The sequence below is a fragment of the Streptomyces sp. NPDC007157 genome (genome assembly GCF_040634235.1).
Classification (GTDB): domain Bacteria; phylum Actinomycetota; class Actinomycetes; order Streptomycetales; family Streptomycetaceae; genus Streptomyces.
This window is the reverse complement of record NZ_JBEYFE010000031.1, coordinates 35,663-59,692: the sequence shown is the minus strand read 5'-3', so window position 1 is coordinate 59,692 and position 24,030 is coordinate 35,663. Positions and strand designations below refer to the sequence as shown.

22 protein-coding genes and 1 pseudogene are annotated in these 24,030 nt (G+C 72.6%); 10 read left to right on the top strand and 13 right to left on the bottom strand.

Translation table 11 applies throughout. The annotated features are described in order from the left end of the window. The first annotated feature begins 145 nt into the window (after nucleotides 1–145). Entirely contained in the window at nucleotides 146–865 is a 720-nt protein-coding gene (locus tag ABZ642_RS39000) for a VanZ family protein (protein WP_360494025.1), read from the top strand. A 196-nt stretch (nucleotides 866–1,061) separates the two neighbouring features. Beyond that, nucleotides 1,062–2,303: a family 16 glycosylhydrolase gene (locus tag ABZ642_RS38995; RefSeq protein WP_360493874.1), complete on the top strand. Its 1,242-nt coding sequence runs from the start codon at nucleotides 1,062–1,064 to the stop codon at nucleotides 2,301–2,303. 30 nt (nucleotides 2,304–2,333) lie between these two features. On the opposite strand, the gene ABZ642_RS38990 is transcribed toward ABZ642_RS38995, so the two are convergent. Then, nucleotides 2,334–2,582 carry a hypothetical protein gene (locus tag ABZ642_RS38990; protein ID WP_360493871.1) on the bottom strand — a complete coding sequence of 83 codons (249 nt, stop codon included), beginning with the start codon at nucleotides 2,580–2,582 and terminating at the stop codon, nucleotides 2,334–2,336. Between the two features lie 67 nt (nucleotides 2,583–2,649). Here ABZ642_RS38990 and ABZ642_RS38985 point away from each other — a divergent pair. Together ABZ642_RS38985 and ABZ642_RS38980 are read left to right on the top strand one after the other, a co-directional pair. After that, nucleotides 2,650–2,904, top strand: a pseudogene (locus ABZ642_RS38985) (histidinol phosphatase); the annotation flags it as partial. A 482-nt stretch (nucleotides 2,905–3,386) separates the two neighbouring features. Beyond that, nucleotides 3,387–4,349: an SDR family NAD(P)-dependent oxidoreductase gene (locus ABZ642_RS38980; RefSeq protein WP_360493868.1), complete on the top strand. Its 963-nt coding sequence runs from the start codon at nucleotides 3,387–3,389 to the stop codon at nucleotides 4,347–4,349. Nucleotides 4,350–4,536: 187 nt separating this feature from the next. Here the strand turns inward: ABZ642_RS38980 and ABZ642_RS38975 are convergent, their stop codons facing one another. From ABZ642_RS38975 to ABZ642_RS38965, 3 genes are all read right to left on the bottom strand, one after another. Continuing rightward, nucleotides 4,537–4,722: a hypothetical protein gene (locus ABZ642_RS38975; protein ID WP_360494022.1), complete on the bottom strand. Its 186-nt coding sequence runs from the start codon at nucleotides 4,720–4,722 to the stop codon at nucleotides 4,537–4,539. A gap of 117 nt (nucleotides 4,723–4,839) precedes the next feature. Then, a complete protein-coding gene (locus ABZ642_RS38970; RefSeq protein WP_360493865.1) occupies nucleotides 4,840–6,129 on the bottom strand; it encodes an ROK family transcriptional regulator in 1,290 nt (429 codons plus the stop codon). Between the two features lie 216 nt (nucleotides 6,130–6,345). Further along, nucleotides 6,346–9,498, bottom strand: a complete 3,153-nt coding sequence (locus ABZ642_RS38965; protein WP_360493863.1) for a cytochrome P450 — start codon at nucleotides 9,496–9,498, stop codon at nucleotides 6,346–6,348. 189 nt (nucleotides 9,499–9,687) lie between these two features. Here ABZ642_RS38965 and ABZ642_RS38960 point away from each other — a divergent pair, with 189 nt between their 5' ends. Then, on the top strand, nucleotides 9,688–10,317 hold the full coding sequence (locus ABZ642_RS38960; protein ID WP_360493860.1) for a PAS domain S-box protein: 630 nt from the start codon (nucleotides 9,688–9,690) through the stop codon (nucleotides 10,315–10,317). Here ABZ642_RS38960 and ABZ642_RS38955 read toward each other — a convergent pair. After that, the gene (locus ABZ642_RS38955) at nucleotides 10,263–11,171 is read right to left on the bottom strand and encodes a DUF3626 domain-containing protein (RefSeq protein ID WP_360493858.1); all 909 of its coding nucleotides are present in this window, start codon (nucleotides 11,169–11,171) and stop codon (nucleotides 10,263–10,265) included. The genes ABZ642_RS38960 and ABZ642_RS38955 overlap by 55 nt on opposite strands. 93 nt (nucleotides 11,172–11,264) lie before the next feature. Further along, on the bottom strand, nucleotides 11,265–11,663 hold the full coding sequence (locus tag ABZ642_RS38950) for a DUF3592 domain-containing protein (protein WP_360493855.1): 399 nt from the start codon (nucleotides 11,661–11,663) through the stop codon (nucleotides 11,265–11,267). A gap of 197 nt (nucleotides 11,664–11,860) precedes the next feature. On the opposite strand from ABZ642_RS38950, the gene ABZ642_RS38945 reads away from it, so the two are divergent. From ABZ642_RS38945 to ABZ642_RS38935, 3 genes are all read left to right on the top strand, one after another. Further along, a complete protein-coding gene (locus tag ABZ642_RS38945) occupies nucleotides 11,861–13,153 on the top strand; it encodes an FUSC family protein (RefSeq protein ID WP_360493852.1) in 1,293 nt (430 codons plus the stop codon). Beyond that, nucleotides 13,150–14,181 carry a hypothetical protein gene (locus ABZ642_RS38940; protein ID WP_360493849.1) on the top strand — a complete coding sequence of 344 codons (1,032 nt, stop codon included), beginning with the start codon at nucleotides 13,150–13,152 and terminating at the stop codon, nucleotides 14,179–14,181. Before ABZ642_RS38945 ends, ABZ642_RS38940 begins: the two co-directional genes overlap by 4 nt. A 107-nt stretch (nucleotides 14,182–14,288) precedes the next feature. Beyond that, the gene (locus ABZ642_RS38935; RefSeq protein ID WP_360493846.1) at nucleotides 14,289–15,488 is read left to right on the top strand and encodes a lactonase family protein; all 1,200 of its coding nucleotides are present in this window, start codon (nucleotides 14,289–14,291) and stop codon (nucleotides 15,486–15,488) included. Here ABZ642_RS38935 and ABZ642_RS38930 read toward each other — a convergent pair. Further along, nucleotides 15,456–16,187, bottom strand: a complete 732-nt coding sequence (locus ABZ642_RS38930; RefSeq protein WP_360493843.1) for a DUF2470 domain-containing protein — start codon at nucleotides 16,185–16,187, stop codon at nucleotides 15,456–15,458. The two genes, ABZ642_RS38935 and ABZ642_RS38930, sit on opposite strands and share 33 nt — an antisense overlap. 147 nt (nucleotides 16,188–16,334) lie before the next feature. Then, complete coding sequence (locus ABZ642_RS38925; protein WP_360493840.1) at nucleotides 16,335–16,940, bottom strand: TetR/AcrR family transcriptional regulator; 606 nt, start codon at nucleotides 16,938–16,940, stop codon at nucleotides 16,335–16,337. 108 nt (nucleotides 16,941–17,048) lie between these two features. On the opposite strand from ABZ642_RS38925, the gene ABZ642_RS38920 reads away from it, so the two are divergent. Continuing rightward, nucleotides 17,049–18,590 (top strand): cytochrome P450, encoded by a 1,542-nt coding sequence (locus ABZ642_RS38920; RefSeq protein ID WP_360493837.1) that lies wholly within the window; start codon nucleotides 17,049–17,051, stop codon nucleotides 18,588–18,590. Here ABZ642_RS38920 and ABZ642_RS38915 read toward each other — a convergent pair. Further along, a complete protein-coding gene (locus ABZ642_RS38915; RefSeq protein WP_360493834.1) occupies nucleotides 18,549–19,391 on the bottom strand; it encodes a pentapeptide repeat-containing protein in 843 nt (280 codons plus the stop codon). The genes ABZ642_RS38920 and ABZ642_RS38915 overlap by 42 nt on opposite strands. Before the next feature lie 196 nt (nucleotides 19,392–19,587). Between ABZ642_RS38915 and ABZ642_RS38910 the strand changes: the two genes are divergently transcribed. Beyond that, nucleotides 19,588–20,670 carry an aldo/keto reductase gene (locus tag ABZ642_RS38910; RefSeq protein ID WP_360493832.1) on the top strand — a complete coding sequence of 361 codons (1,083 nt, stop codon included), beginning with the start codon at nucleotides 19,588–19,590 and terminating at the stop codon, nucleotides 20,668–20,670. On the opposite strand, the gene sigJ (ABZ642_RS38905) is transcribed toward ABZ642_RS38910, so the two are convergent. The 4 genes from sigJ (ABZ642_RS38905) to sigJ (ABZ642_RS38890) form a co-directional block, all read right to left on the bottom strand. Further along, nucleotides 20,664–21,674 carry an RNA polymerase sigma factor SigJ gene (sigJ, locus tag ABZ642_RS38905; RefSeq protein WP_360493829.1) on the bottom strand — a complete coding sequence of 337 codons (1,011 nt, stop codon included), beginning with the start codon at nucleotides 21,672–21,674 and terminating at the stop codon, nucleotides 20,664–20,666. The two genes, ABZ642_RS38910 and sigJ (ABZ642_RS38905), sit on opposite strands and share 7 nt — an antisense overlap. 41 nt (nucleotides 21,675–21,715) lie before the next feature. Next, complete coding sequence (locus ABZ642_RS38900) at nucleotides 21,716–22,180, bottom strand: cupin domain-containing protein (protein ID WP_360493826.1); 465 nt, start codon at nucleotides 22,178–22,180, stop codon at nucleotides 21,716–21,718. Between the two features lie 38 nt (nucleotides 22,181–22,218). Continuing rightward, nucleotides 22,219–22,917 carry an NAD(P)H-binding protein gene (locus ABZ642_RS38895; RefSeq protein WP_360493823.1) on the bottom strand — a complete coding sequence of 233 codons (699 nt, stop codon included), beginning with the start codon at nucleotides 22,915–22,917 and terminating at the stop codon, nucleotides 22,219–22,221. 165 nt (nucleotides 22,918–23,082) lie between these two features. After that, nucleotides 23,083–23,976, bottom strand: a complete 894-nt coding sequence (gene sigJ, locus ABZ642_RS38890; RefSeq protein WP_360493820.1) for an RNA polymerase sigma factor SigJ — start codon at nucleotides 23,974–23,976, stop codon at nucleotides 23,083–23,085. Nucleotides 23,977–24,030 lie beyond the last annotated feature (54 nt).

Sequence of the window (24,030 nt, the reverse complement as noted above, 5' to 3'; positions counted from 1 at the left end):
GTTCCTGGGTAACTGGGTCAGCACGCCGGACTGTTGACAAGTGGAGGACCTAATGGCCAGTGCCGCCTCGCGCCTGCGCACGACCAGGGCCGAGAAGAACGAGGGGACGAACACGGACAAGGACACCGGAAAACGGCCCGGGGTACTGACCAAGGCCGCCCGCGCTGTCGGCGTCCGCCGCACCGAGCCGGCCGCCACCACGAAGGCCGGCACCACGAAGGCCGGCACCACGAAGGCCGGTACCGGAAAGACGAAGGCCGGTACCGGAAAGACCGCCGACACCGGGAAGAAGGGCCGCGCCGGCAAGGCGGGGCGTACCGGCAGGACAGGCGGCGCGGGGAAGGCCGGCGGCACCGGCAGAGCGAGCCGCACCGCCGGGGCCACCGGTACCGAACGCCGTCCGCTCCCGCTGCCGTTGCGGGTGCTGGCCATGCTGTGCGCGTTCGCGGTGATGGTGGCGTTCGCCGTCGTGCTGGCCCGGCTGACGCTGGATCCCTCGCCGGCGTCCGTGTCGATCGCGCACACCAATCTGCATCCCGGCCGCTCCCTCAAGATCTATCTGGACCAGCCCGCCTTGCGGGACGCGGTCAAGCAGATCGGCGGGAACATCGTGCTCGGCGTGCCGTTCGGGATCATCGTGCCGGTCCTCGTGCCGCGCGCCCGGGGCTTCTTCGGGGTGCTGCTGCTCACCGCGTTCGTGATGCTGATGGTCGAGACGGCTCAGGGCCTGCTGGTCGAAGGGCGCGCCTTCGACGTGGACGACGTCATCCTCAACACCTCGGGGGCGCTGATCGGCTGGGTGCTGCTGGGCCGCAGGCTCGGCCGGGCGGTCCACGCGCGCAAGCCGAAGAAGGCGAAGGCCTGACAGGTGAAGGCATGACCCGCCCGCGACCGCTCCGCGCGGGGGCCCGGGAGGGTCATCGCCCGATCGTCCGACACTGGTCCGTACCAAGGTATTGACGCACCACTTATCTCATCTCTTAAATCAAGAGGCGACGCCTTCACCCCCCACCTCGGCCGGACGCCTCCCCGCGCCCGGCCGCCGTACGGAAGGACGAGCCGTGGCCTCCCCGCGCCTTATCCGCAGATGTCTGTTCGCCGCCCTGTCCGCCGCCCTCATCGGGTCGGTCGCGGTCGGTCCCGCACACCGGGCCGAGGCCGCCGACGCCGGTGCGGCCGCCGTGACCTTCTCCGACACCTTCGACGGGCCCGCCGGTTCGGCGGTCAACTCCTCGAAGTGGACCCTGGAGACCGGCGACAACGTCAACAACCACGAACGGGAGTACTACACCTCCGGCACCAACAACGCGGCCCTCGACGGCCAGGGCCACCTGGTCATCACGGCCAAGAAGGAGAACCCCGCCAACTACCAGTGCTGGTACGGCACCTGCCAGTACACCTCGGCCCGGATGAACACCTCGGGCAAGTTCAGCGCCCAGTACGGACATGTCGAGGCCCGGATGAAGATCCCGCGCGGGCAGGGCATGTGGCCCGCGTTCTGGATGCTGGGCAACGACATCGGACAGGTCGGCTGGCCGAACTCCGGTGAGATCGACGTGATGGAGAACGTCGGGTTCGAGCCCTCGACCATCCACGGCACCATCCACGGCCCCGGCTACTCCGGCTCGGCCGGGATAGGCGCCGGCTACACGCTGCCGAACGGCCAGGCCTTCGCGGACGGCTTCCACACCTTCGCGGTCGACTGGGCGCCCAACTCGATCACCTGGTCCGTCGACGGGATCGCCTACCAGACCCGCACCCCCGCCGACGTGGGCGGCAACACCTGGGCGTTCAACAAGCCGTTCTTCCTGATCCTGAACCTGGCCGTCGGCGGCTACTGGCCGGGCGACCCCAACAGCTCCACGGCGTTCCCGGCCCAGCTGGTCGTGGACTCGGTGTCGGTGACGACGAGCGACACCGCGGCCGGCGTCGCGATCAAGGGCCTGGCCGGCAAGTGCGTGGACGTGGCCGGGGCGAACTCCGCCAACGGCACCCCCGTGCAGCTCTACGACTGCAACGGCTCCGCCGCCCAGCAGTGGACGGTGGGCAGCGACGGCACCATCCGCGCGCTCGGCAAGTGCCTGGACGTCACGAGCGGCGGCACGGCGGACGGCACGACGGTGCAGCTCTACGACTGCAACGGCAGCGCCGCCCAGAAGTGGGCCGTCTCCGCGGCACACGACATCGTGAACCCGCAGGCGAACAAGTGCCTGGACGTCACCGGCAACAACTCGGCCAACGGCACCCGGCTGCAGATCTGGACCTGCTCCGGCGGCGCCAACCAGAAGTGGACCGTCGGCTGAGAGCAGGACTTGCTGTCCGGCGGTCGCTGTCTAGTGGCGGGGGATCCAGGTGAACTTGTCCCCGCCCACCCAGCAGACCACGGCCGGGTCGTCCAGGTCGTGGACCGTGATCCCGTGGTTCGCGGCGACCGCCAGCACCTCGGTGATGTCCCTCGCCTCACCGACCACCTCACCGTCGATCTCCACGATGCGGAAGGGCATGGTGCCCGGCCTGCCGGTCATGACGCCTAGCACCAGGATCCGCGGCCGGGAGATGAACGGGCTCGCTATCTCGGTCATGCAATCGAGGGTAGATCCCCCCGGGCGGAAGTGACCTGCCTGACTCACCCTGACGGTGGAGGTGGCCATGGGACCCGTCGAGGCGCCGGAGCGGATCACCTTCCTGCTGGAACGGTCCCTGGCACCGGCCTACCGGGGGCGCGCCTTCCGCATCGCCGCACGGGTCCTGGCCGCCCTGCCCGCCGGTGAGATCGCCGAGCGGGCCCGGGCCGGCACCCTCGAATCGCTGCGGGGCCCGGCCCCACAGACGGCCCAGGCGGTCCGGGAATCGCCCGCCGGAGATTTGCCCGGATATTTGCGCACAATTGAGGAAGACACGGGCGAATCCCGGGCGGCCGGAGTCGGAATTCGACGCGGACGAGGTGTTCGCCGCGTGCGCCGGGTCGGTCGGGTACGGCCGTGGAGATCAACAGTCGCCCCGAGCGTCCGGACGGAGAAGTGCGGCGTACCCGCCGAGCGGGTGGTGAACACCTGGCCGGCGGAGCGGCTGTGGCCTGGACCGGGGCCGGGTGACGCTCATCACGTCAGGGCCTGGAACAGCCCGGGGTGGTTGTCCGTTGAACCAGCCGTGGGTGCGGATGGGACAGTGTCCCCGGGCCTCACCTTTTGCCCACAGGGACGATCGTTCGGCTGAAGCCCTGTGGAGCCTTTCGCCGAGAGGCGACCGCCATCCGTGCCCACCACTTGGCCGCCCCGGCCGCGAATCCCCCGTCGCGGCCGGGGCTTTCCGTTGTTCGGGGCGGCTCCCGGGCACCGGGACGTCGGCTTGACTTCGAGAGCACTCCAATTCGTAGCGTTCAAGTCATGAGCACTACGACTCCACAGCACAAGATCGGTTCCGGATTCGGCGCGGACAGCACCGCCGACGACGTCCTGGCGGGCCTCGACCTCGGCGGCCGGCTCGCGATCGTCACCGGCGGCTACTCCGGGCTCGGCCTGGAGACCACCAGGGCACTGACCAAGGCGGGCGCCCACGTCGTCGTCCCCGCCCGGCGCGCCGAGGCCGCCCGGGAGGCGCTGGCCGGCCTGGACGGGGTCGAGGTGGACGAGCTGGACCTCGGCGACCTGGACAGCGTGCGCGGCTTCGCCGAGCGGTTCCTGGCCTCCGGCCGGCCCGTCGACTTCGTGATCGACAACGCGGGCATCATGGCCTGCCCCGAGACCCGGGTCGGGCCCGGCTGGGAGGCCCAGTTCGCCACCAACCACCTCGGGCACTTCGCCCTGGTCAACCGGCTCTGGCCGGCCCTCGAACCGGGCGGCGCCCGGGTCGTCTCGGTCTCCTCGCGCGCCCATCACTTCGCCGGGATGCGCTGGGACGACGTCCAGTGGCGGCACGACTACGACAAGTGGCAGGCCTACGGTCAGGCCAAGACCGCGAACGTGCTGTTCGCCGTGCACCTGGACCGGCTCGGCCAGGACTCCGGCGTGCGGGCCTTCGCCCTGCACCCGGGCGGGATCATGACCCCGCTCCAGCGGCACATCCCCCGCGCGGAGATGCTCGAACGCGGCTGGATCGACGAGCAGGGCAACGTGCTGAACCCACAGGGCTTCAAGACGCCCCCGCAGGGTGCGGCCACCCAGACCTGGGCGGCGACCTCCCCGGATCTGGCGGGCATGGGCGGGGTGTACCTGGAGGACTGCGACATCGCCGAGCCCGCCGTGGAGGGCGAGCCGACCGGCGTCAAGGACTGGGCGATCGACCCGGACCAGGCCGCCCGGCTCTGGGACCTCTCGGCGGAGCTGACGGGCGTGAACGCGTTCGCCTGACACCACCGCCACGCTCCCGGCGTCGACGAACTCCCCGACATCCGAGGGCAGCTGCCCCGCACGGGGCTGGAACCACCGTGGGCCGCGTGCAGGCTCCCGGGTGCCGTGTGCCGTGTGCCGTGCGTAGGCTCCCGCGGATCCGAGGCCAGTTGCCCCGCACGTGGCTCGGCCAGGCCGTGCGCCGTGCTCAGGCCGACGGTTCGTCCGGCAGCGGGTCGTCGGGGTGCACCACCCCCGGGCGCGGTGCACCCCGGGGTCCCGTCCCGGCCTCGTCGGTGTCGGGGAGGTCGGCGTCGTCGGGGGCGTCCGGGGCACTGTCCGCGGCCGCCTCCCACGGGTCACGGCCTTCTGGCCGGGCCTGCTGGTCCGGCATGTCCCGGGGTACGGGTCCACTGTCCTGCTGGTCACCCACGGCTGCTCCCCTCGCACGTCACATCGGTCCGGGCAGTACGCGGGTACCTCGCCCGGGAGCCGTGAAACCGGGGGCGGCTCAGCGCGGGGTCCGCTCCTCCAGCGCCGTGCGCCAGGCGGGCAGGCGGTCCTCGGTCGCCGGTTCCGCGCGGCGCCCGCCGCGGCTGAAGAAGTCGGCGAGGGGCAGGATCGCGGCCCCGACGGTGACCGCGTCCGGGCCCAGCCGGCCGAGGTCGATGGTGACCTGTTCGGCGGGGTGGCGCAGCGCGTACGTGGTCGCGTACCGGCGGACGGCGGGCAGGAAGCGGGCGCCGAGCTGGAGGCCGGCCCAGCCGCCGATCAGGATCCGCTCGGGCTGGAAGAGGTTGATCAGGTCGGAGAGGCCGGCGCCCAGGTATTCGGCGGTCTCCTCCAGGACGGCGAGCGCGACCGGGTCGGGCTCGGTGCCCTCGGGTGGGTAGGCGGCGGCGAGCATCGCGGTCAGCGCGGTCTCCTCGTCGGTGCCCTCGGCCGGACGGCCGCCCTCCTCGCGCCAGCGGGCCAGCAGCGACTCGGCACCGGCGTACGCCTCCAGGCAGCCGAGCGCACCGCAGCGGCAGCGGCGGCCCCGCACCCGTACCGTGAGATGGCCCCACTCGACGGCCCGGCCGTGCTCCACCTCGGCGCTGACCAGACAGGCGCCGACGCCGGAGCCGAACAGCACCACGACCGCGTTGTCCGCGCCGCGCCCGGCGCCGAACCACATCTCTGCCTGGCCCAGGGTCTTGGCACCGTTGTCGATGAAGTACCGCACGGAGTCCGGGAGTTGGCAGCCGGTGCGGAGCAGTTCCTCCAGCGGAACGGCGTCCCAGCCGATGGTCTGGCCGTGCACCAGGGCACCCCGGTCGGCGGTGTGCTCGACGATGCCGGGGACGCCGACCCCGACGCCGAGCAGCAGTTCGGGCGAGGCCCCCTCGGTCGCGAGGACCTCCGCGATGCCGTCCCGGATGTGGCCGACGATCACCTCGACGTCGTAGCCCTGCTGCTCCAGCGGACGCTCGACCCGGGCGAGTTCGGTGAGCGTGAGGTCGAACAGCTCGACCCGGACCCGGGTCTCGCCGACGTCGACGCCGATCATGTGGCCGCTGTCGGGGGCGACACGCAGCAGGGTGCGGGGCCGGCCGCCGTCGGAGTCGACGCTGCCGGCCTCCTCGACCAGACCGTCGGCGACCAGGTCGGCTACCACGTTGCTCACCGAGCCGGAGCTCAGGCCGGTGGCCGGGCCCAGCTCGAAGCGGCTGAGGGGGCCGTCGAAATAGAGCCGCTGGAGTACGGCCGTGCGGTTGGCCCTCCTGAGGTCGCGTACCGTGCGCCCGTTCCGCCCCGCCATGTGGCTCCCTTCACGAACCCTTCCCGACCTGCAACATACTCCTTCGGGAGGGCGGAAGCGACATTTTCCCAACCCTTAGTTCACGCTGTGAGCTAAGGAGGGGGTGACGGCGGATCGCGCCGTAGGAGTGGGGGTGGCGCGCGGGCGGCGGACTCGTCGTGGTTGCTCGCGCGGTTCCCCGCGCCCCCGAAGGGGCGCTTCGAGCCCGGGCACCGATCAGGATGCCGCGTATACATCCTCCACGTAACGTCCCTCCGCCACCAGCGAGTTCAGCCACTCATCGGCGTCACCACCGGCCGTCCGTTCCCGGTACATGGTACGGAACGCCTCCCGTACCCCCGGGGCCATCCTGCTGCCGTCCCCGCAGACGTACACCCGGGCACCGGCGGCCAGCAGGGCCCAGACCTCGTCGGCCTCGGCGGCGATGCGGTGCTGGACGAAGGTGCCGGCCGTGCTGAAGGCCGGGCGCAGCGACACGGCTCCGGCGGTCTCGGCGCCGCGGAGTTCCTCGGCGTGCAGGAAGTCGGCGTCGGCGGCGTCACAGCCGAAGTAGCAGAGCGCGGGCGGGAGTTCGGCGCCCGCCGCGAGCGCGGCCGTGCGGTCGGCGACGGCGCCCCGGAAGGGGGCCAGGCCGGTGCCCGCGGCGACCATGACGACCGGGGCGCCGGTGTCGACCCGGAAGGCCTCCCGGCAGGGCTGGACGCGGGCGTACAGCGTGTCTCCGGGGCGGAGCGTCGCGAGGTGGCCGGAGCCGGTACCCCGGTAGGTCCCCTTGCCGGACCGGGCGGGTGCCTCCAGCAGGGAGATCATCAGGTCGGCGTGGCGGGGGTCGGTGGCGGGCGACGAGGAGATCGAGTAGTGGCGCGGCTTCAGCGGGGTCAGGAGGTCCAGCAGCCGGGGCCAGTCGAGGGCGCCGCGCAGCGCCGGGTGGTCCTCGACGATCTCGACGAGCGTGCGCGGGTCGTCGCTCAGGGAGGCGAGCGCGGCCTTCTCCGGCGGGCAGGGGTTGGCGTCGGCCAGGAGCGAGTGCTGGTGGGCGTTCGGGCGCCCCTGCAACTCCACGTGGTGGGTGAGGAGCTGGCGTACCGTCAGCGGCCGGTCGACCGCGAGCCCGTCGCGGCGCGGGCGGGTGGCGCGGATGTCGAGGACGGTGTCGAGGTCGACGCCGAGGGCGGTCGCCGCGCGGGTGACGAGCTCCGGGGCGTTGGCGGGGAGCACGGTCAGGTGGTCGGCGGTGCGGTAGGTGACGCCGTCGGGCAGGGCGACGCGCAGGAAGCGCTTGGTGCGCGGGTGGCCGGGGGCGGTGAGGTCATGGGCCTCGGTGACCGTCATGGGGACGAGTCCATGGCGCTCGGCGAGGGCGTCGAAGGGGCCGCCGGTCAGGACGCGGACCTCGTAGGCGGCGGTGGGTTCCGGGCCGGCCGGGGTGGCGTCCGGGTCGCCGTAGTGCTCGAGGAGGGCGGTGCGCAGCCGGGCGGTGAACGCGCGGACGGTGCCGGTCAGGTCGCCGGAGGCGTCGGCGGCGGCCCGGTCGGTGAGGCGGGTGGCGCCGAGTTCGGCGAGGCGGGCGTCGATCCGGGTCGGGAAGTGCTGGTAGGTGGCGGCCCAGTTGCGGTCGCCGACGCCGAGTACGGCGTAGGTCACTCCGGTGAGGTCGGGTCCGCCGTCGAGCCAGGCGGCGAAGGCGGTGGCGTCGTCGGTGGGGCGGCCGTTGTAGGAGGCGGCGGTGATGACGACGGGCCGGTCGGTGGGCAGCCCGCCGGCGTAGGTGTCCAGGGCGGCCACCTCGGTGTCGCAGCCGATGCCGGCCGCCTCGTCGGCGAGTTGGGCGGCGAAGCCTCGGCAGGTGCCGTAGTTGCTGCCGTGCAGGAGGAGGGCGCCGGTGCCGGTGCGGACCCGGGCCGGGAGAGCGGCCGTGTCGTGCGGGTCGTGGGCGACCGTCGGCGCGGCCCCCGGCAGCGGCTGGTGGAGACGGTCGGCGGGGGTGCGCGGGGTGAGGGTCAGGGTGAAGCCCTCGGGCTTGAGGGTGAGGGTCTCCTTGACGGTGAGCGGGTAGTTCGCGTGGTCGTGCGGCCGGTAGCGGTGCACCAGCACGGCCAGCAGCATGGTCGCCTCATGGAGGGCGAACTGCCGCCCGATGCAGGCGCGTTCACCGGTGCCGAAGGGCTTGAAGGCGTGCACCGGGCGGGCCGCCTCGGCCTGCGGGGTGAACCGTGAGGGGTCGAACAGCTCCGGGTTGTCGCCCCAGACCGGCTGGCGGTGCAGCATCGGGGCGAGCACGGTGACGGACTGGCCGGCCCGCAGCGGGACCCGCCCGCCGAGCAGGGTGTCGTCGAGGGCGTGCCGGCCGAACGCGGCCGCGGTGGGCCACAGCCGCAGTGCCTCGTTGAGTACCTGCCGGGTGTAGGTCAGGCGGCCGACCTCGTCGTACGTCGGCTCCGGGTCCGGCGTGTCGCCCCACAGGGCGTCCACCTCGCGCTGGACGAGGTGCAGCGCGGTCGGGTGCTTGGCCAGGTAGTACAGGGCGAAGGACATCGCGCCGGAGGTGGTCTCGTGGCCTGCGATCAGGAAGGTGATGACCTGGTTGCGGATGTTGGCCGCGTCCAGGGTGGTGCCGTCGTCCGGGTGCCGGGCGGAGAGCATCAGGCCGAGCAGGTCCTCGGCTCCGCTCTGGTCGGTGCCGGTACGGGAGGCGATGACGTCGTCGACGACCTGGGCCAGGTAGTCGGCGTCGTCGCGGAAGGCCGCGTCGGCCGCCGAGTGGTCGGTGCCGGGCCTGCGGGCCAGGCGGGTCATGCTCCACTCCAGGCAGCGGACCATGGACTCGACGAAGGGGTGGGGGTCGGTGCGCTCGAAGGAGCCGAAGTCGTAGCCGAAGCCGGCCAGGCCGATGGTGTCGAGGGTCATCCGGGTCATGTCGTCCGGGACGTCGACGGGCCGGCCGTCCCGGGCGGCGCGGTCCCAGGACTCGATGAGCCGGCGGGCGACCTTGAGCATCACCGGGTGGTAGGTGTGCATCGAGCCGAGGGCGAAGGCGGGCATGAGGATGTCGTGCGCCTTGGCCCAGTTGGGCTCGTCGTTGTACGCGGTGAACAGTCCGTCGGCGGCGAAGGCCCGGACGTTCTCCAGGGCGGGCCCGACGTGCTTGGCGAACCGCTGCTCGTCGGCGAGGTCGGCCACCAGGTCGGCGTCGGCGACGAACAGGGTGTCCCGCCCGTGCAGCCGCCGTACGAGGACCGGCCCGTGCTCCCGCATCAGGTTCATGACCTGCTGGATCGGGGTGCGGCCGGGTCCGGTGGCGGTGATGTCGACGACGGGGACGCCGTGCAGGGCGTCTGCGGTGAGGGGGTGCGGCGCGGTGGGGGGCATGGCGCGACAACTGCCTTTCGCGGTAAGGAAGTCCTGCGATCAAGCGTGGTCCTCCGGGGGCGCGGCACGGCGCCGAAGCACTACACGATCGTGCAGTCGAAAGTGCGCGCCGGCTCTTGCGTCAGGCCGTCAAGTTGCCTCTGACCTGCGTGCTCGCCTTGGATGGAGGGCGAAGGAGCGGAGGTGGGCATGGCGGCGGACCGGCTCGACGGTGTGGTGTGGCGCAACCGTGCGCTGACGCTCTTCGACCGGGTGGCGGTGCCGGTCGCGGTGTGCGACGTGTACGGGCTGGTATTGGTGGCCAATCCGGCGATGGCCGCCGAGTGCGGTGCGACCCCGGGACGGCTGCGCGGCCGGGAGGTGCTGGAGCTGTTCCGCCCGCAGGAGGAGGCGCAGGTGGAGCGGATCGCCGAGGCACTGCGGCTGCGGCACCGCTCGCGCTACCAGGTGTCGGTACGGTGGCGGGCGCCAGGCGGGGCCGAGCGGTACGGGGAGCTGACGGCGGACCCGGTCAGCGAGGCCGTGGGCGAGACGCCGTCGCTGCTGGTGATGTTGCGGGTGGACGGCGAGCGCGGGACGCCCGCGGCGGAGCCGGCGAAGGTCACCCCGGTCGAGGGGCGGGTGCTTGCCCTGCTGGCCAGGGGCGCCAGCACCGCCCAGGCCGCCCGCGACCTGGGCCTCACCAAGGACGGCGTCACCTACCACCTGCGCCGCCTGTCGGCCCGCTGGTCGGCGGCCAACCGCACCGAACTGGTCGCCCGGGCCTACGCCTTGGGCGTACTGACGCCCGGTATCTGGCCACCCGAGCCGACGGAGTAGGCGGTACCCGCGCCTTCCGGGGCGCCGAAGCGGGCGAGGGTGTGCCAGACCATCTTGAGGTCCTGGATCGCGTACCGTCCGGTGCGGGCCGCGTCGCCGATGATCCGGGGGTCCACGACGCCTTTCTCGGCGATCAGGGCACCGAGTTCGGCGTACTGCGGGCCCCGGTAGTCGGCGTGGCGGCGCAGGTCGGGCACGGTGAGCCGGTAGCCGGGGTGCCATTCGACCGGGAAGGGCAGTCGGCGGGCCGCCGTTTCGACGGGGGTGCCCCGGTAGCAGGCGTCCAGGACGAGGGCCGCCACGTCCCGGTCGAGCCGTACACCGCCGTGCACCTGGGTCTCGATGTAGTCGTTGAGGGCGTCCTGCTCGTCGGCCTCGGCGAGGGCGAGCAGGTGTGTTCCGGCGGCGACGCCGAAGTCCGTCGGCTCGGCCGCGCTGTCGGGGTAGCAGAAGGTCGCGCGCTGCAGTGCCGGTCCGCTCAGCCGCAGGTGCGAGGAACCGAACCGGGGGGCCGCGCCGACCACTTGGCGGCGGAAGTTCAGCGCCCCGTACACCGGTCGTTCGGCCGGGGCCGCGTCGTCGTAGGTCCCGCCGAAGATCCGGCTCTCCCACCGCCAGCGGTCGCCGCCGGGGTGTGCGGTGAGCCCGCCGTTGCTGGTGCCGGTGACGAACTGTGAGTGGTAGGACCCGTCCCTGGCCAGCGCCTCCAGGATCGGCAGCCCGGCGGACAGCCGGTCGGGGTGGAAGTTCAGGGTGATGGGCAGACCGGGGTCGAGGGCCGGTCCGCAGGACAGCGCGGCCACATGGCGCAGCGCCGCCGCGGCTCGTGCCGTCCCGATGTCGGTGAGTTCCATCGGCTCCCCCGCGACCTGTCCCCGCTCGTTCGGTGCCGGCAGACCTTACCGAATCCGGGCCGCCCGGTCGCGGTCGTTTCGTCGGGCCGGGCGTCAGCTCGTCAGGGCGATGAGCACACCGACCCCGAGGAAGACCACCCCGCCGAACACCAGGAACACCAGTGGGCCCACGACGTGGCGCCTCATGCGGACGCGGGCGGTCTGCGGGTTGGCCGGCAGGTAGACCACCTCCACCTCGCGTCCCGTGGCCAGGCCCATGCCGGAGCCGTGCATGCGTGGGGAGAACTCCACCCGGTAGCCGGAGCGGTCCGTGAAGGCGATGACGGGGATCCACTGCGGCCCCGAGTTGTCGCGGGTACGCACGTTGTCCACGACGACTCCCCAGGTGCGTAGTCCATGTCGGCGCAACCGCCGCACGACCGCGCTCTCCTGCACCGCGAACCCGAGGAGCCCGAGGCCCACCACCGTGCACAGCACCGCACCGAAGTTCAACGCCCCAACCCTTTCGTACCGCCCGACCGTTCGAACCCCCGCGAGCGGGAGACGCGTCGGCCTGGTGTTCGGTTGCGGGACCGGGGCGCGGTGGTCGGAAACTCTCCGTAGTCCACCCTGGTCATCCAGCCACTGGCGCCCGAGTGATCCGCGGAAAATACGTTCGGCCTGACCCGTGAGTGGGAACAGGCCAAGGGATGCAAGACGTACGGGAGTGGGCCAAGGGTCTGACGCGACTGCTGCGGCGCCATCGGGACCCGGTGGTCGTCCAGACGCTGCGGTCGGCCGCCGCGGCCACGATCGCCTACGTCGTCGCGCTCCGGCTGAGTCCGGAACCGGCGCCGCTCACCGCCCCGCTGACCGCGCTCCTGGTCGTGCAGGTGACCCTGTACGCCACCCTCACCAACGGTTTCCGCCGGGTCAACGCGGTGGTGGCCGGTGTGCTGGTCGCCATCGCCTTCAGCCAGCTGGTGGGGCTGACCTGGTGGAGCCTGGCGCTGCTGATCGTGGCGTCGCTGGCGGTGGGACACCTGGTCCGGGTCGACGAGTACATCCCCGAGGTGGCGATCAGCGCCATGCTGGTGCTCGGGGTCACCACCATCAGCAGCACGGCCTGGGCGCGGATCGTGGAGACGCTGATCGGCGCGGTCGTCGGCATGGCCTGCAACCTGCTGCTCCCTCCCCCGGTGTGGGTGGACGAGGCCGGCGAGTCGATCGAGGGCCTGGCCCGCCGGCTGCGTCAGTTGATGCTGCGCATGGGCGAGGAGGCGTCGGGGCTGACGCCGTGGCAGCGGGCGGCCGAGCGGCTGCACGAGGCCCGCCGGCTCGACCACGCCATCGTCGAGGTGGACGCGGCGCTGCGACAGGCCGAGGACAGCCTGCGGCTCAATCCGCGGGTGAAGGAGGGCCTGCTGCACCGGGTGGTGCTGCGCACCGGTCTGGACACGCTGGAGATCTGCACGGTGGTGCTGCGCGTGCTGGCCCGCACCTTCACCGACCTGGCCAAGGCCCGCGAACCCGAGGCGCTGTTCGCCTCGGACGCCGGGGCGGCCGTGGAGCAGTTGCTGTCCCAGATCGCCGACGCCGTGGTGAGCTTCGCGGTGCTGGTGACGACCAGTATCAGCGAGAGTGCCGAGTCGGCCGAGGCCCGGCTCTCCGCCGAACTGCACACCGCGACCGGCACCCGCGACAAGCTCGCCGAGCTGCTCCGGGACGAGGTCCGCGGCGACGACCGGAACTGGCAGCTCCTGGGTGCCGTGCTGACCGAGGTCAACCGGCTCCTCGACGAGATGGCCACCGAGCACCGCACCCGCCGGCTGCTGGAGGAGCTGGACCGCGTCTCCGGCGAGCAGCGCGCCAGGCGGCCCCGGCTGACCTGGCTGCGGGAACGGATCGGTGTACCGGAGCGGCTGCAGCGGAACCGGGCGGGTGGTGCGGGGCGTTCTCAGTCCGGGACGGAGAACAGGGCGCAGAAGGGGGCACGCCGGTGACGGACACGGCGGTACGGATCGACGGGAACACGCTGCGGTTGCCGGGCGGGGTGGCGGTGCGCTTCGTGCGCACGCTGCGACTGCCGGAGACGGGGACGCATCCGCTGCCACCGGGGCTCGGCGAGTTCCCGGTCCGGCGGGTGAGCGACTACCCGGACACGGTTCCGGCCGACTGGCGGGCGCGCGGCGGGGTGATGCTGCCGGTGTATCTGCGCGAGGCGATGTGGCTGAGCTTCGCGGGCACGGTGGAGCCGGCCGCTCTTCAGGTAGGCGTCGGCAAGGTGTGCGCGGTCTCCGGCGAGCCGTGGAGCGAGAGGCTGTCCCGGGATCCGCAGAACTACCTGGTGCTGCCCCGGCAGCCCTGGCTGGACGGCATCAACTCCGGGAAGGGCACGGTCCGCCAGTTCGTGGCGGTGCCGCTCGGTCTCGGCGCCACGGTGGAGGGGCAGGTCACCGGCGAGGAGGTGTGGGGCGGGGTGCAGCTCCAGTCCTTCGCGCTCAAGGAGGAGCCCCTCGCCGAGTGGCGGCGACAGGAGCGGCTGCGGCGGGAGCGGACGCCCGCGCCGGGTTCGCCCGGCGGTTACGGCGCGGCACTTCCGATGATGGCCGCCGCCCCCGCACCCGGCGCCGCCCCGCGCTCCCGCTCGGCCGGGATGGGCCTCGGGGTGGGCGGCTCGATGCGCCAGGAGGTCCACCAGGACGACCGGCCGCCGCGGGACTGGGCCGAGCGCCCTGCCGGGCGGGTCTTCGTGCACCTGGTCACGCCCCCGGAGTGGCGTCGGATCACGGGCGAGGCGCCGCCGCCGTCACCGGTGGACCGGGCGGCGTACACCCGCGCCGGGCTGCCCTGGTACGACTACTACGACCAGGACGCCCAGGATCTCGCCCCCACGGACGCCCTGGAGACGGTCAAACCGGTCGGCGACTGGCTCGGCGACGACCTGGAGCCCTGGCAGCAGCCGTCCCAGGGGCAGGTGGTCCCCTTGAAGGACACGCCCGGTAAGCCGGTGACGGACGGCGACTGGTGACAGCCGTTGCATGGGGTGCAACGCTCGTTGCCCGTCTTGCTTTTGACCAGGGGCCCGCGCCAAGGTTGCTGTGACGACCGAGGTGACCGACGACCTGAGGTGCGGGCATGGGCAGTGGTACGGAAGCGACGGGCGGCGGCTGGAGCAGGCGCCGGTTCGTCGGTGCGATGGCCGGCGCGGCGGCCGTAGTGGCGGTCCCGGCACCCGCTGCACCGCCGGCGGAGAGCGACCCGGCACCGCGCCCGGCGGCCGGGCCCCCGACGAGGTCGTCCGCCGGCCCGCGCCCGCTCTACCTCGGCACCTACACCTCCGTGGACGGCGGCGGCACCGGCATCGGCCTGGCCACCTATGCCCCCGACAGCGGCCGGATCACCGGCGCCGGCACACTCACCGGCGTCGCCGACCCGTCGTATCTGGCGGTCCACCCGGACGGCCGCACGCTGTACGCGGTGAACGAGCGCACGGACGGCGGGGTGACCGCCGTGCGCCTGGCGGACCGGAAGATCCTCGGCAGCCGGAGCACGGGCGGGGCGGGGCCCTGCCACCTCTCGGTGCACCCGAGCGGCCGCTGGCTGCTCAGCGCCAACTACACCTCGGGCAGTGTGGCCGTCCACCCGATCGACGCCACGGGCGCCCTCGGCGAGCGCACGGACCTGGTCACGCACTCGAGCCCGGCGCCCGGCCCCGGTCAACAGGGCCCGCACGCCCACCAGTTCATCACCAGCCCGGACGGCGGCCATGTCCTCGCCGTCGACCTGGGCACCGACACGGTCTACAGCTACCGCCTGGACCTCGCCACGGGCAGGCTCACCGAGGTCGCCCAGGCGCACACCAGGCCGGGGGCCGGCCCGCGCCATCTGACCTTCCATCCGGGCGGGCGGTACGCGTACCTGGCCAACGAGGTGGACGACACGATCGCGGTGTGCGGTTACGAACCGGCCGCCGGCCGGCTCTCGATCGGCGCACCCCTGTCCTCCGGCAGCAGGGCCGGCACCACCAACTACCCGGCCCAGATCCTGGTCACCGCCGACGGCGCCTACGCCTACCTGGCCAACCGGGGCGACAACACGCTCGCGCGGTACGCGGTCGAGGCCGACGGGGCCCGGCTGCGGCTGCTGGACACGGTGCCGGTGGAAGGGGACTTCCCCCGGCAGATCGCGTTCTCGCCGGACGGCCGGCTGCTGTTCGCGGCCGACCAGCGGTCCGGCACCGTGAGCGTCTTCACCGTCGACGCCCGCAGTGGTGAACTCCGGCTCGCGGGCAAGCCGTTCGCGTCACCCGTCGCCGTCTGCGCGCTGCCGCTGTAGCGTCCGCGGGCAGGAGGCGGCGGCACTGGCCCGGGTCAGCAGGACGTGCATGCGCTCGGTGAGCTGGGCGACGTCGTCGGCGGGCGCGTGGAAGGCCAGCCGTACGTCGCCGTGGGCGCGGGTGCGTTCGATGCGCAGGGTCAGTCCGTGCCGGTCCACGGCGAGAGGCTGGACGCGGGTCGCGGCGTGCAGGCTCTCGGGCTCGACGAGCCTGGTGAGCCGCTCGACGGCGTCCGGGTGGGCGTCGGCGAGGTGGGTGAGCAGGTGGGCCTCGGCGCCGGCCAGCGGGTCGGGGTGCGCCGCGGCGAACTCGTCGAGGTCGACGACGACCGCGCCGGAGGGCCGGCGGAGCACCACACGGGTTGGCCGGAAGACCAGGTGCTCGTCGGAGAACACGAACCAGCCGGCCATCCACAGCCGGGCCCGGATCCGGTCGCGCACCGCGACGGGCGCGACGTCGGCGAACTCCAGCACCGCGGACGGCTCGCCGCGCGGGGCACAGATCGCGGCCGCGAGCAGGGCGCTGTCCTCCGGCACGTGCAGCAGCACCCGGCCGTCGTCGGCGACCGCGTGCGCGCCGACGAACTCCTCGCGTCCGCCGTCCGCGGTCACCATGCACGACCATGCCGTGGCCAGCAGTGACCGGGTCTGTTCGGCCGCGCCGGGGCCTGCCGCCCAGGCCGCCTGTTCGTCACCCATCCCGAAACCTCCTTAGGTAAGCCTCACCTAACTTAGCGAAGATCGGGGAGTACGCCAAGCACGGAGTGCGTGGCGTACGTGAAGAGCAGGGCGAAGAGCAGGGCGAGGAACAAGGTGAGGACAGGCCAGGGAAAGGGGCCCCGACGCTCAGGAGATGACGCCCAGCAGCGCCCGCGCGCACAGGTCCCGCACCTGCTCCCGGGTCAACTCCTCGGTGCGCAGCCACTCCAGGCAGACATGCGTGGTGAAGGCGAGCCAGCCGCGCACCGCCAGCCGGGTGTCGGGGCGCAGCTCCAGGGCGGGGCCGAACTCGGGGTCGGCGGCGAGGGCGGCCAGGATCTGGCGCTCCTGGGCGGCCTGGGCCTGCCGGTAGACACGGCGCACGGCCTGGTCACCGGAGGCCTCTGCGCGATGGAAGGCGCGGAAGCCGTGCGCGTGGGTGTGGACGTAGTCGAGGTAGACGTCGAGACCCTCGGTGAGCTGCTCACGAGCCGGCACACCGGGCTCGGCCGCCGTCATCCGCAGCATCCGCTCACTCTCCCGCTCCACGACGGCGGCGAAGAAATCACGTTTGGTCGGAAAATAGTGGTACAGCAGGCCCCGGGAGACACCCGCGATCTCGGCGACCTGCTCGATCCACACGTCGTCGTACGGGCTCTCGGAGAAGAGCCTGGCCCCGACCGAGAGGAGCTGCTCACGTCGTTCCGCGGTGCTGAGTCTGCGGCGGCTGCGCTCACCCTGGTTCGCGACCATGCCCGCACTTTACTTGACGTGGGTTCAACAACGGGATGAGACTGAAACCGCCTATTGAACCCACGTACAACTAGCTCAACCTGCCGCAGCATCGAGGGAGATCGCGCCATGGCGGAGACGGCCACGCAGACGGCGACGGGGGCGGGCGGCCCGCTGCCGAAGGGGTTCCGGGGCGCCGAGCAGGGCTGGCCCGAGCTGCACCGGATACCGCACCCGCCACGCCGGCTGCCGTTCCTCGGCGACGTCCTGGGGGTCGACCGGCGCAAACCGCTCCAGGACTCGATGCGCTTCGCCGGGCAGCTGGGCCCGATCTTCCGGCGCCGGGCGTTCGGCAACGAGTTCGTGTTCGTGTGGGGCGCCGAACTGGCCGCCGACATGGCCGACGAGTCGCGGTTCGCCAAGCACGTGGGCCTGGGGGTCGCCAATCTGCGCCCGATCGCCGGGGACGGCCTGTTCACGGCGTACAACCACGAGCCGAACTGGCAGTTGGCGCACGACGTCCTGGCCCCGGGTTTCAGCCGGGAGGCCATGGAGGGCTATCACACGATGATGCTGTCGGTGGCCGGCCGGCTGACCGGCCACTGGGACCGGGAGCTGGCGGCCGGCCGCTGGGTCGACGTGCCCGGGGACATGACCAAGCTGACCCTGGAGACGATCGCCCGCACCGGGTTCGGGCACGACTTCGGCTCGTTCGAGCGGGACCGGCCGCACCCCTTCGTGACCGCGATGATCGGCACCCTCACCTACGCCCAGCGCCTCAACAGCGTGCCCTCGCCGCTGGCCCCGCTGCTGCTGCGGCAGGCCGCGCGGCGCAACGCGGCCGACATCGACCACCTCAACCGCACGGTCGACGACCTGGTCGCCGAGCGCCGCGAGACGGGCCGCGGGGACGGCGACCTGCTTGACCGGATGCTGGAGACGGCCCACCCGGAGACCGGGGAGCGGCTGTCCGCCGAGAACGTACGGCGGCAGGTGATCACCTTCCTGGTGGCCGGCCACGAGACCACCTCGGGCGCGCTCTCCTTCGCCCTGCACTACCTCGCCCGGCACCCGGAGGTCGCCGCCAGGGCCGCCGCCGAGGTCGACCGGGTCTGGGGCGACACGCCCGCACCGGCCTACGACCAGGTCGCCAGGCTCCGTTACGTCCGCCGGGTCCTCGACGAGTCGCTGCGGCTGTGGCCCACGGCCCCCGCCTTCGCCCGCGAGGCCCGCAAGGACACCGTGCTCGCCGGGGACCATCCGATGCGCCGGGGTGCCTGGGCCCTGGTGCTGACCCCGATGCTGCACCGGGACCCCGAGGTGTGGGGCCCGGACGCCGAGAGCTTCGATCCGGACCGCTTCGAGGCGAAGGCGGCGCGCGGCCGGGCCCCACACACCTTCAAGCCGTTCGGGACGGGTGCCCGGGCCTGCATCGGCCGCCAGTTCGCCCTGCACGAGGCGACCCTGGTCCTCGGCCTGCTGCTGCGCCGCTACGACCTGAAGGCCGACCCCGGCTACCGGCTGCGGGTGACCGAGCGGCTGACGCTGATGCCGGACGGGCTGCGGCTGCGGCTGGAGCGGCGCCGTCCCACCTCGGCGCCGGTGACCGTGCCGGACGACACGCCCGCCTCAGCGGGCGGCGGCTGTCCAGTGCACGGGGCGGGTGACTGACGCCGGCAGCCGGGTGCCGGCACTGCCCCGGGCCGCGTCGAGCTGCGGCTGGGTCAGGAAGAACGCGCCCGTGAGATCCGCGTCGGTGAGATCGGCGTCGCGCAGGTCGGCACCGATCAGGTCCGTGTCCCGCAGGTCGGCGCCGGTGAGGTCGGCGGCGATCAGGTAGGCGCCGCGCAGACTCGCGCCGCGCAGGTCGGCGCCCCTGAGCCGGGCACCCATCAGGTCGGCTCCCCGGCGGTCCTTCTTCCGGCCCCGCACGTCCGCGCGAGCGAGCTCGCTGGTGTGCAGCAGCAGCACGTTGACCCGCTGCCGGTGGGCGGCCACATCCAGGGCGGCGAGTTCCTCGGGGGTCCCCAGGGTGAGCGCCTCGGTGGCCTCCAGCAACTGCCTCAGCTCACCGTGGACCGGGCGGGCGGCGGGCAGGCCGAGCGCCTCGGTGAGGTACCAGAGCAGTTCGTGCAGCTGCCGTACGACCGGGAAGGCGTCGAACATCCGGCGGGCGTGCTCCTCGGTCCCGGTCCGCCAGTCCTGGCCGCCGAAGGTGACCTGCGAGACCCGTTGCCCGGCGCCGAAGCAGTCGTAGACCGTGCAGCCGGTGAACCCGCGCTGCCGCAGGTCGGTGTGGATACCGCAGCGGTGGTCGCCGCCGAGGTTCCGGCAGGGCCTGCCGGCGGGCTTGCTGACCGCGAAGTCGGCCGAGGCGGTGAACGGCAGAGCGACACAGCACAGGCCGAAGCAGCGGGCGCAGTCTCCGCGCAGCTCCTGCGGCCGCGGGCGTTCGGATATGTGTTCTGGCATCCGTCCACCTTACTGACCTGCCGTTCGTCGAAGGACACCGTCGATTCGGACGCCGACCCGCAGCGGCCGCGACGCCCACCCCCGGGAATTCGCCAGGATCGTGCAAGCATCCGGTGCGATCGCTCTAACGTTCCCGCAGCTCAGGCTGGTTGGCTCGAAGGGTCGGATTCCCCAACCACCTTCCACGGAGCAATTCATGGCACTCGACTCGTACGTCGGTCTCGGCCGTTCCGGGCTCAAGGTGAGCCCCTTCTGCCTCGGCGCGATGAACTTCGGCGAGGACGGCGGCTTCGGCTGCTCGGTCGAGGAGTCGGAGAAGATCCTCCAGACCTATCTCGACCTCGGCGGCAACTTCGTCGACACCGCCAACTTCTACACCAACGGCCACTCGGAGGCGATCCTCGGCGACTTCCTCGCCGCCCGCCCCGGCCGGCGCGACCGCCTGGTCCTCGCCACCAAGTTCTTCGGCAACCTCCACCTCGGCGACCCCAACGGCGGCGGCGCGGGCCGCAAGGCGGTCGTCGGCCAGCTGGAGGACTCCCTGCGCCGGCTGCGCACCGACTACATCGACCTGTACTGGCTGCACAACCACGACTGGGCCACACCCGTCGAGGAGACCCTGCGCACCCTCGACGACCTGGTGACGGCCGGCAAGATCCGGTACGTCGGTTTCTCCGACACCCCGGCGTGGTTCACGGCCAAGGCCCACACCACGGCGCTGCTGCGCGGCTGGACGCCGGTGACCGCGCTGCAGATGGAGTACTCGCTGCTGGAGCGCACCATCGAAGGCGAGCTGATCCCGCTCGCCCAGGACGCGGGGATGGGGCTGCTGCCCTGGAGCCCGCTCAAGAACGGCTACCTGTCCGGCAGCTACCGCCGCGGACGGGCCGCACCCGCCGACGCCAGGCGGGCCGCGGTCGTCGGGCAGCCCAGCGAGGCCCAGTTCACCGTGATCGAGGCGCTCGCGGCCGTCGCCGAGGAGGCCGGCGCGAGCCCCGCCGCCGTGGCGCTGTCCTGGGTGCAGCACCGTCCCGGTGTCACCTCCACGCTGATCGGCCCGCGCACGCTCGGCCACCTGGAGGCGAACGTCGCCGCCCTCGACGTACACCTGACACCGGAGCAGACGGCACGCCTGGACGAGGTCTCGGCCCCCGCCCTCGGCTTCCCCTACGACCTCAACCGCCAGGTCGGCGCGATGCTCAAGTACGGGGGCGCCACGGTCGACGGGGTACCGAGTTCGGTCTATCCGCCGCTGCTGGAGAGCACCGCGCGCTACTGATCCGGGTCCTCGTCCGCTCGAACGTGGGTGAGCTTCGCCGGGTTGGTGACCACGTAGACGCCGGATACCTGGTCGCCGTCCGGGGTGAGGTCCATGACCATCACGGCGTACGGGGAGTCACCCGTGAACAGCACCGCCGCGTCGTCGCCGTTGACACGACGGTAGTGGACGTCCAGGTCCCCGGCGCGCCGGGTGGCATAGCCGGCGAGCATGCGGGCGGCCTTCTCCCGGCCGTGGACCGGGCGCAGTCCGGCCGCCTGCCGCACGCCCCCGCCGTCGATCCAGACCGTCACGTCCGGGGCGAGGATCTCCATGAGCGCGTGAAGGTCCCCGCCGAGGGCGGCCGAGACGAACCGCTCGGTCGCCTCCCGCCGGACGCGGGGGTGGGCGCGGTAGCGGGGGCGGCGGGCGTGGACATGGGCGCGGGCCCGGTGGGCGAGCTGGCGTACCGAGGCCGGGCTGCGGTCGAGCATGCCGGCGATCTCGGTGTGGGGATAGCCGAACACCTCGTGCAGGACGAACACCGCCCGTTCCAGCGGGGTGAGGGTCTCCAGCACCACCAGCATCGCCATGGAGACCGTGTCGGAGCGGACCATGTGGTCGGCGGCGTCCGGGGCGAGGCCGGCGGTGGCGTCGGTGACCAGGGGCTCGGGAAGCCAGGGACCTACGTACGTCTCACGCCGGGAGGCGACGGCCGCCCGCCGGGCGAGCGCGTGGTTCACCGCGATCCGGACCAGATAGGCACGCGGATTGCCGATCTCCGGCAACGGCGCCCGACGGTTCTTGCCGGACCAGGACAGCCAGGACTCCTGGAGCACGTCCTCGGTGTCGGCGACGCTGCCGAGCATGTTGTAGACGACGGAGAACAACAGCTCGCGGTGGTCGACGAAGAGCCGGGTCGCGGCGTCCGGAGGGCTCTCCCGCCGGTCCGCCGTGCCCGGCGGGATCTCCCGGGCCGGTCCCGCTCCGCCCGTCGCCGGGCTCTCCTCGGATTCGGCTGTCATGGGTCGCCCTCCTGTCTTCCCGACCTCCTGTCGCGACGCGCTCAGCTCTGTTCCTCGTAGCCGATGCCGTACCTGGCCGCGATGGGGTTGACCTTGACGGGGTCCAGCCGCCCCTCGGTGAAGACGGCGGGCCCCGCCTCGATCAGGTCCTCCAGATACCTCTCCCAGCCGCCGGGCGCGGAGACCTGCAGGACCCGGGGCGGCGGGTCGGACGCGCCGCGGAGGGCGTGCGGGACGCCACGCGGGAGCAGCGCGAACGTGCCCTTGGGCGCCCGGTGCCTGCGGTCGTCGAACTCGATCTCCAGGACGCCGTCCAGCACGTACACGCATTCGTCCGCGTGCCGGTGGACATGGAGCGGGATGTCCTGGACCAAGGTCACCTCCAGCAGCGAGAGGCGTCCCTCGGTGTCCTCGGTCGTCGCCTTGACGGCGAACGCGGGCGGCAGCGGGTGCCGCCCGGGCCGGGCGGCACCCGGCTCCAGCAGGACGAAACGGTCTTCGGACATGGGCGTGGCCTCCCCGGGCGGTTCGGTCGGATCCGGATTCACTTCCTGCCTCCGAAGGCCTCTTTCCGGATGACGTCGAGGATGCTCGGAACGCCTTCCGAGGTGCGCACGTCGACGAAGGCGTGCACATGACGATCGTCGACCGCCTCACGCAGCAGCGCGTTGCCCAGATCCGCGCGCGAGGTGAACCGGCCGGGCAGGCGGGAGGTGGCGACCTGGTAGGAGCTGACGGCGTGCGTGTCGAAGAGGCCGGCGGGTCGGACGACGGTCCACCGGTGATCACCGTCGCGCACGATCTCCTCCATGCGCCGCATGTCCTCGTACACGGTACGACCGACGGTGCGGGCGATGGACGGTTCGACCACCTTCCGGAAGAGGAAGGTCTCGCCGGGCGCCGCCACGCCGAACAGCACGGTCGAACTCACACAGACCAGGCGCCGGACGCCGTGCTCCGTCATGGCCTGCGTGATGCGGGTGATGCCCTCGGAGTACACCGTGACGGGCTTTCGGCTGTAGGGCACCCCGAGCGTCGAGATCACCGCGTCCTGCCCGGCCACGGCGCGTTCCACCGCGACGGGGTCGAGCACGTCCGCGCCGGCCACCCGGAGCCGCGCGTCGCCGAGCGGGAACTCCTCGGGGCGGCGGGTGACGGCGGTGACCGTGTGCCCTTCGGCGATCGCCTGCGCGGTGACCTGCCGCCCGGTCGGTCCGTTCGCCCCGAATACGACGAGTTTCACGTGTCTTCCCCTCTCCTGCGCTCTCCTGCGCTCTCCTGCGGACGACTGCGGACGACTCCGCCGGTGGCCCGGGGGCCTATCCGGTGGAGTCGTTCGACCGGTCCTGCATCTGGGAGGGGCCCGACGGCGACGAATGTGACATCCCGCCGCCGGGTGGGACGTGGATCACATCGCCTGGGCGGGCAGGTCCAGGTGTTCGAGCCGCGCCGGGTCGGCGAGGATGTACATCTCGGTGATCCGGCCGTCGGCGACGGTGACCGCCATGACCGAGAGCGGGCGTCCCTCGGGCATGGTGACCACGCCGACCGTGCCGTTGACGAGCACGAGCCGCGACCAGACCGAGAACTGCCGGAAGGTGAACGCCCCTTCGGCCACCGACCGGGCACCGCGCAGCACCTTGGAGGCAGCCGCGCCCCGCACCAGGGCGCCCGAGTCCACCCGCAGCACCACATCGGGGTGGAGCACCGCGACCAGCGCCTCGAAGTCACCGCCCCGGGAGGCGGCGAGGAAGGCTTCCAGCGCCTTGCGCTGGCGGCCGAGGTCGGGGTCGGCCGACGGGGTGGCTCCCTGCACCCGGCGGCGGGCCCGGCTGGCCAGTTGCCGGGTCGCCGCCGCACCGCGTTCCACGATCGGCGCGATGTCGTCGAAGGGCACCGCGAACATGTCGTGCAGGACGAACGCCAGCCGCTCGGCGGGCTCCAGCGTCTCCAGGACGATCAGCAGGGCGAGACCGACGGAGTCCGCCTCGACCGCCTCCTGCTCGGGGTCGACCACCGACAACGGCCTGACCACCGGGTCCGGGACGAACGTCTCGTCCATCGGCTGCTCGCGCCGGGCCGTGCGGGAGCGCAGCATGTCGAGGCAGACCCGGCCGACCACCGTGGTCAGCCAGCCGCCGAGGTTGCGGATGTCGTCCGCGTCGGTGCGGCCGAGCTTGAGCCAGGTCTCCTGGACCGCGTCCTCGGCCTCGGCGAGCGAGCCGAGCATCCGGTAGGCCACCGCACGCAGCCGGTCGCGGTGCTCCTGGAAGCGGCGGGCCAGCAGTTCCGTGTCGTTCATCCGTCTCCCCGTTCGTCGGCCGGGGCGCGCGGCGGTGGCCGGGCGTGCTCCCCG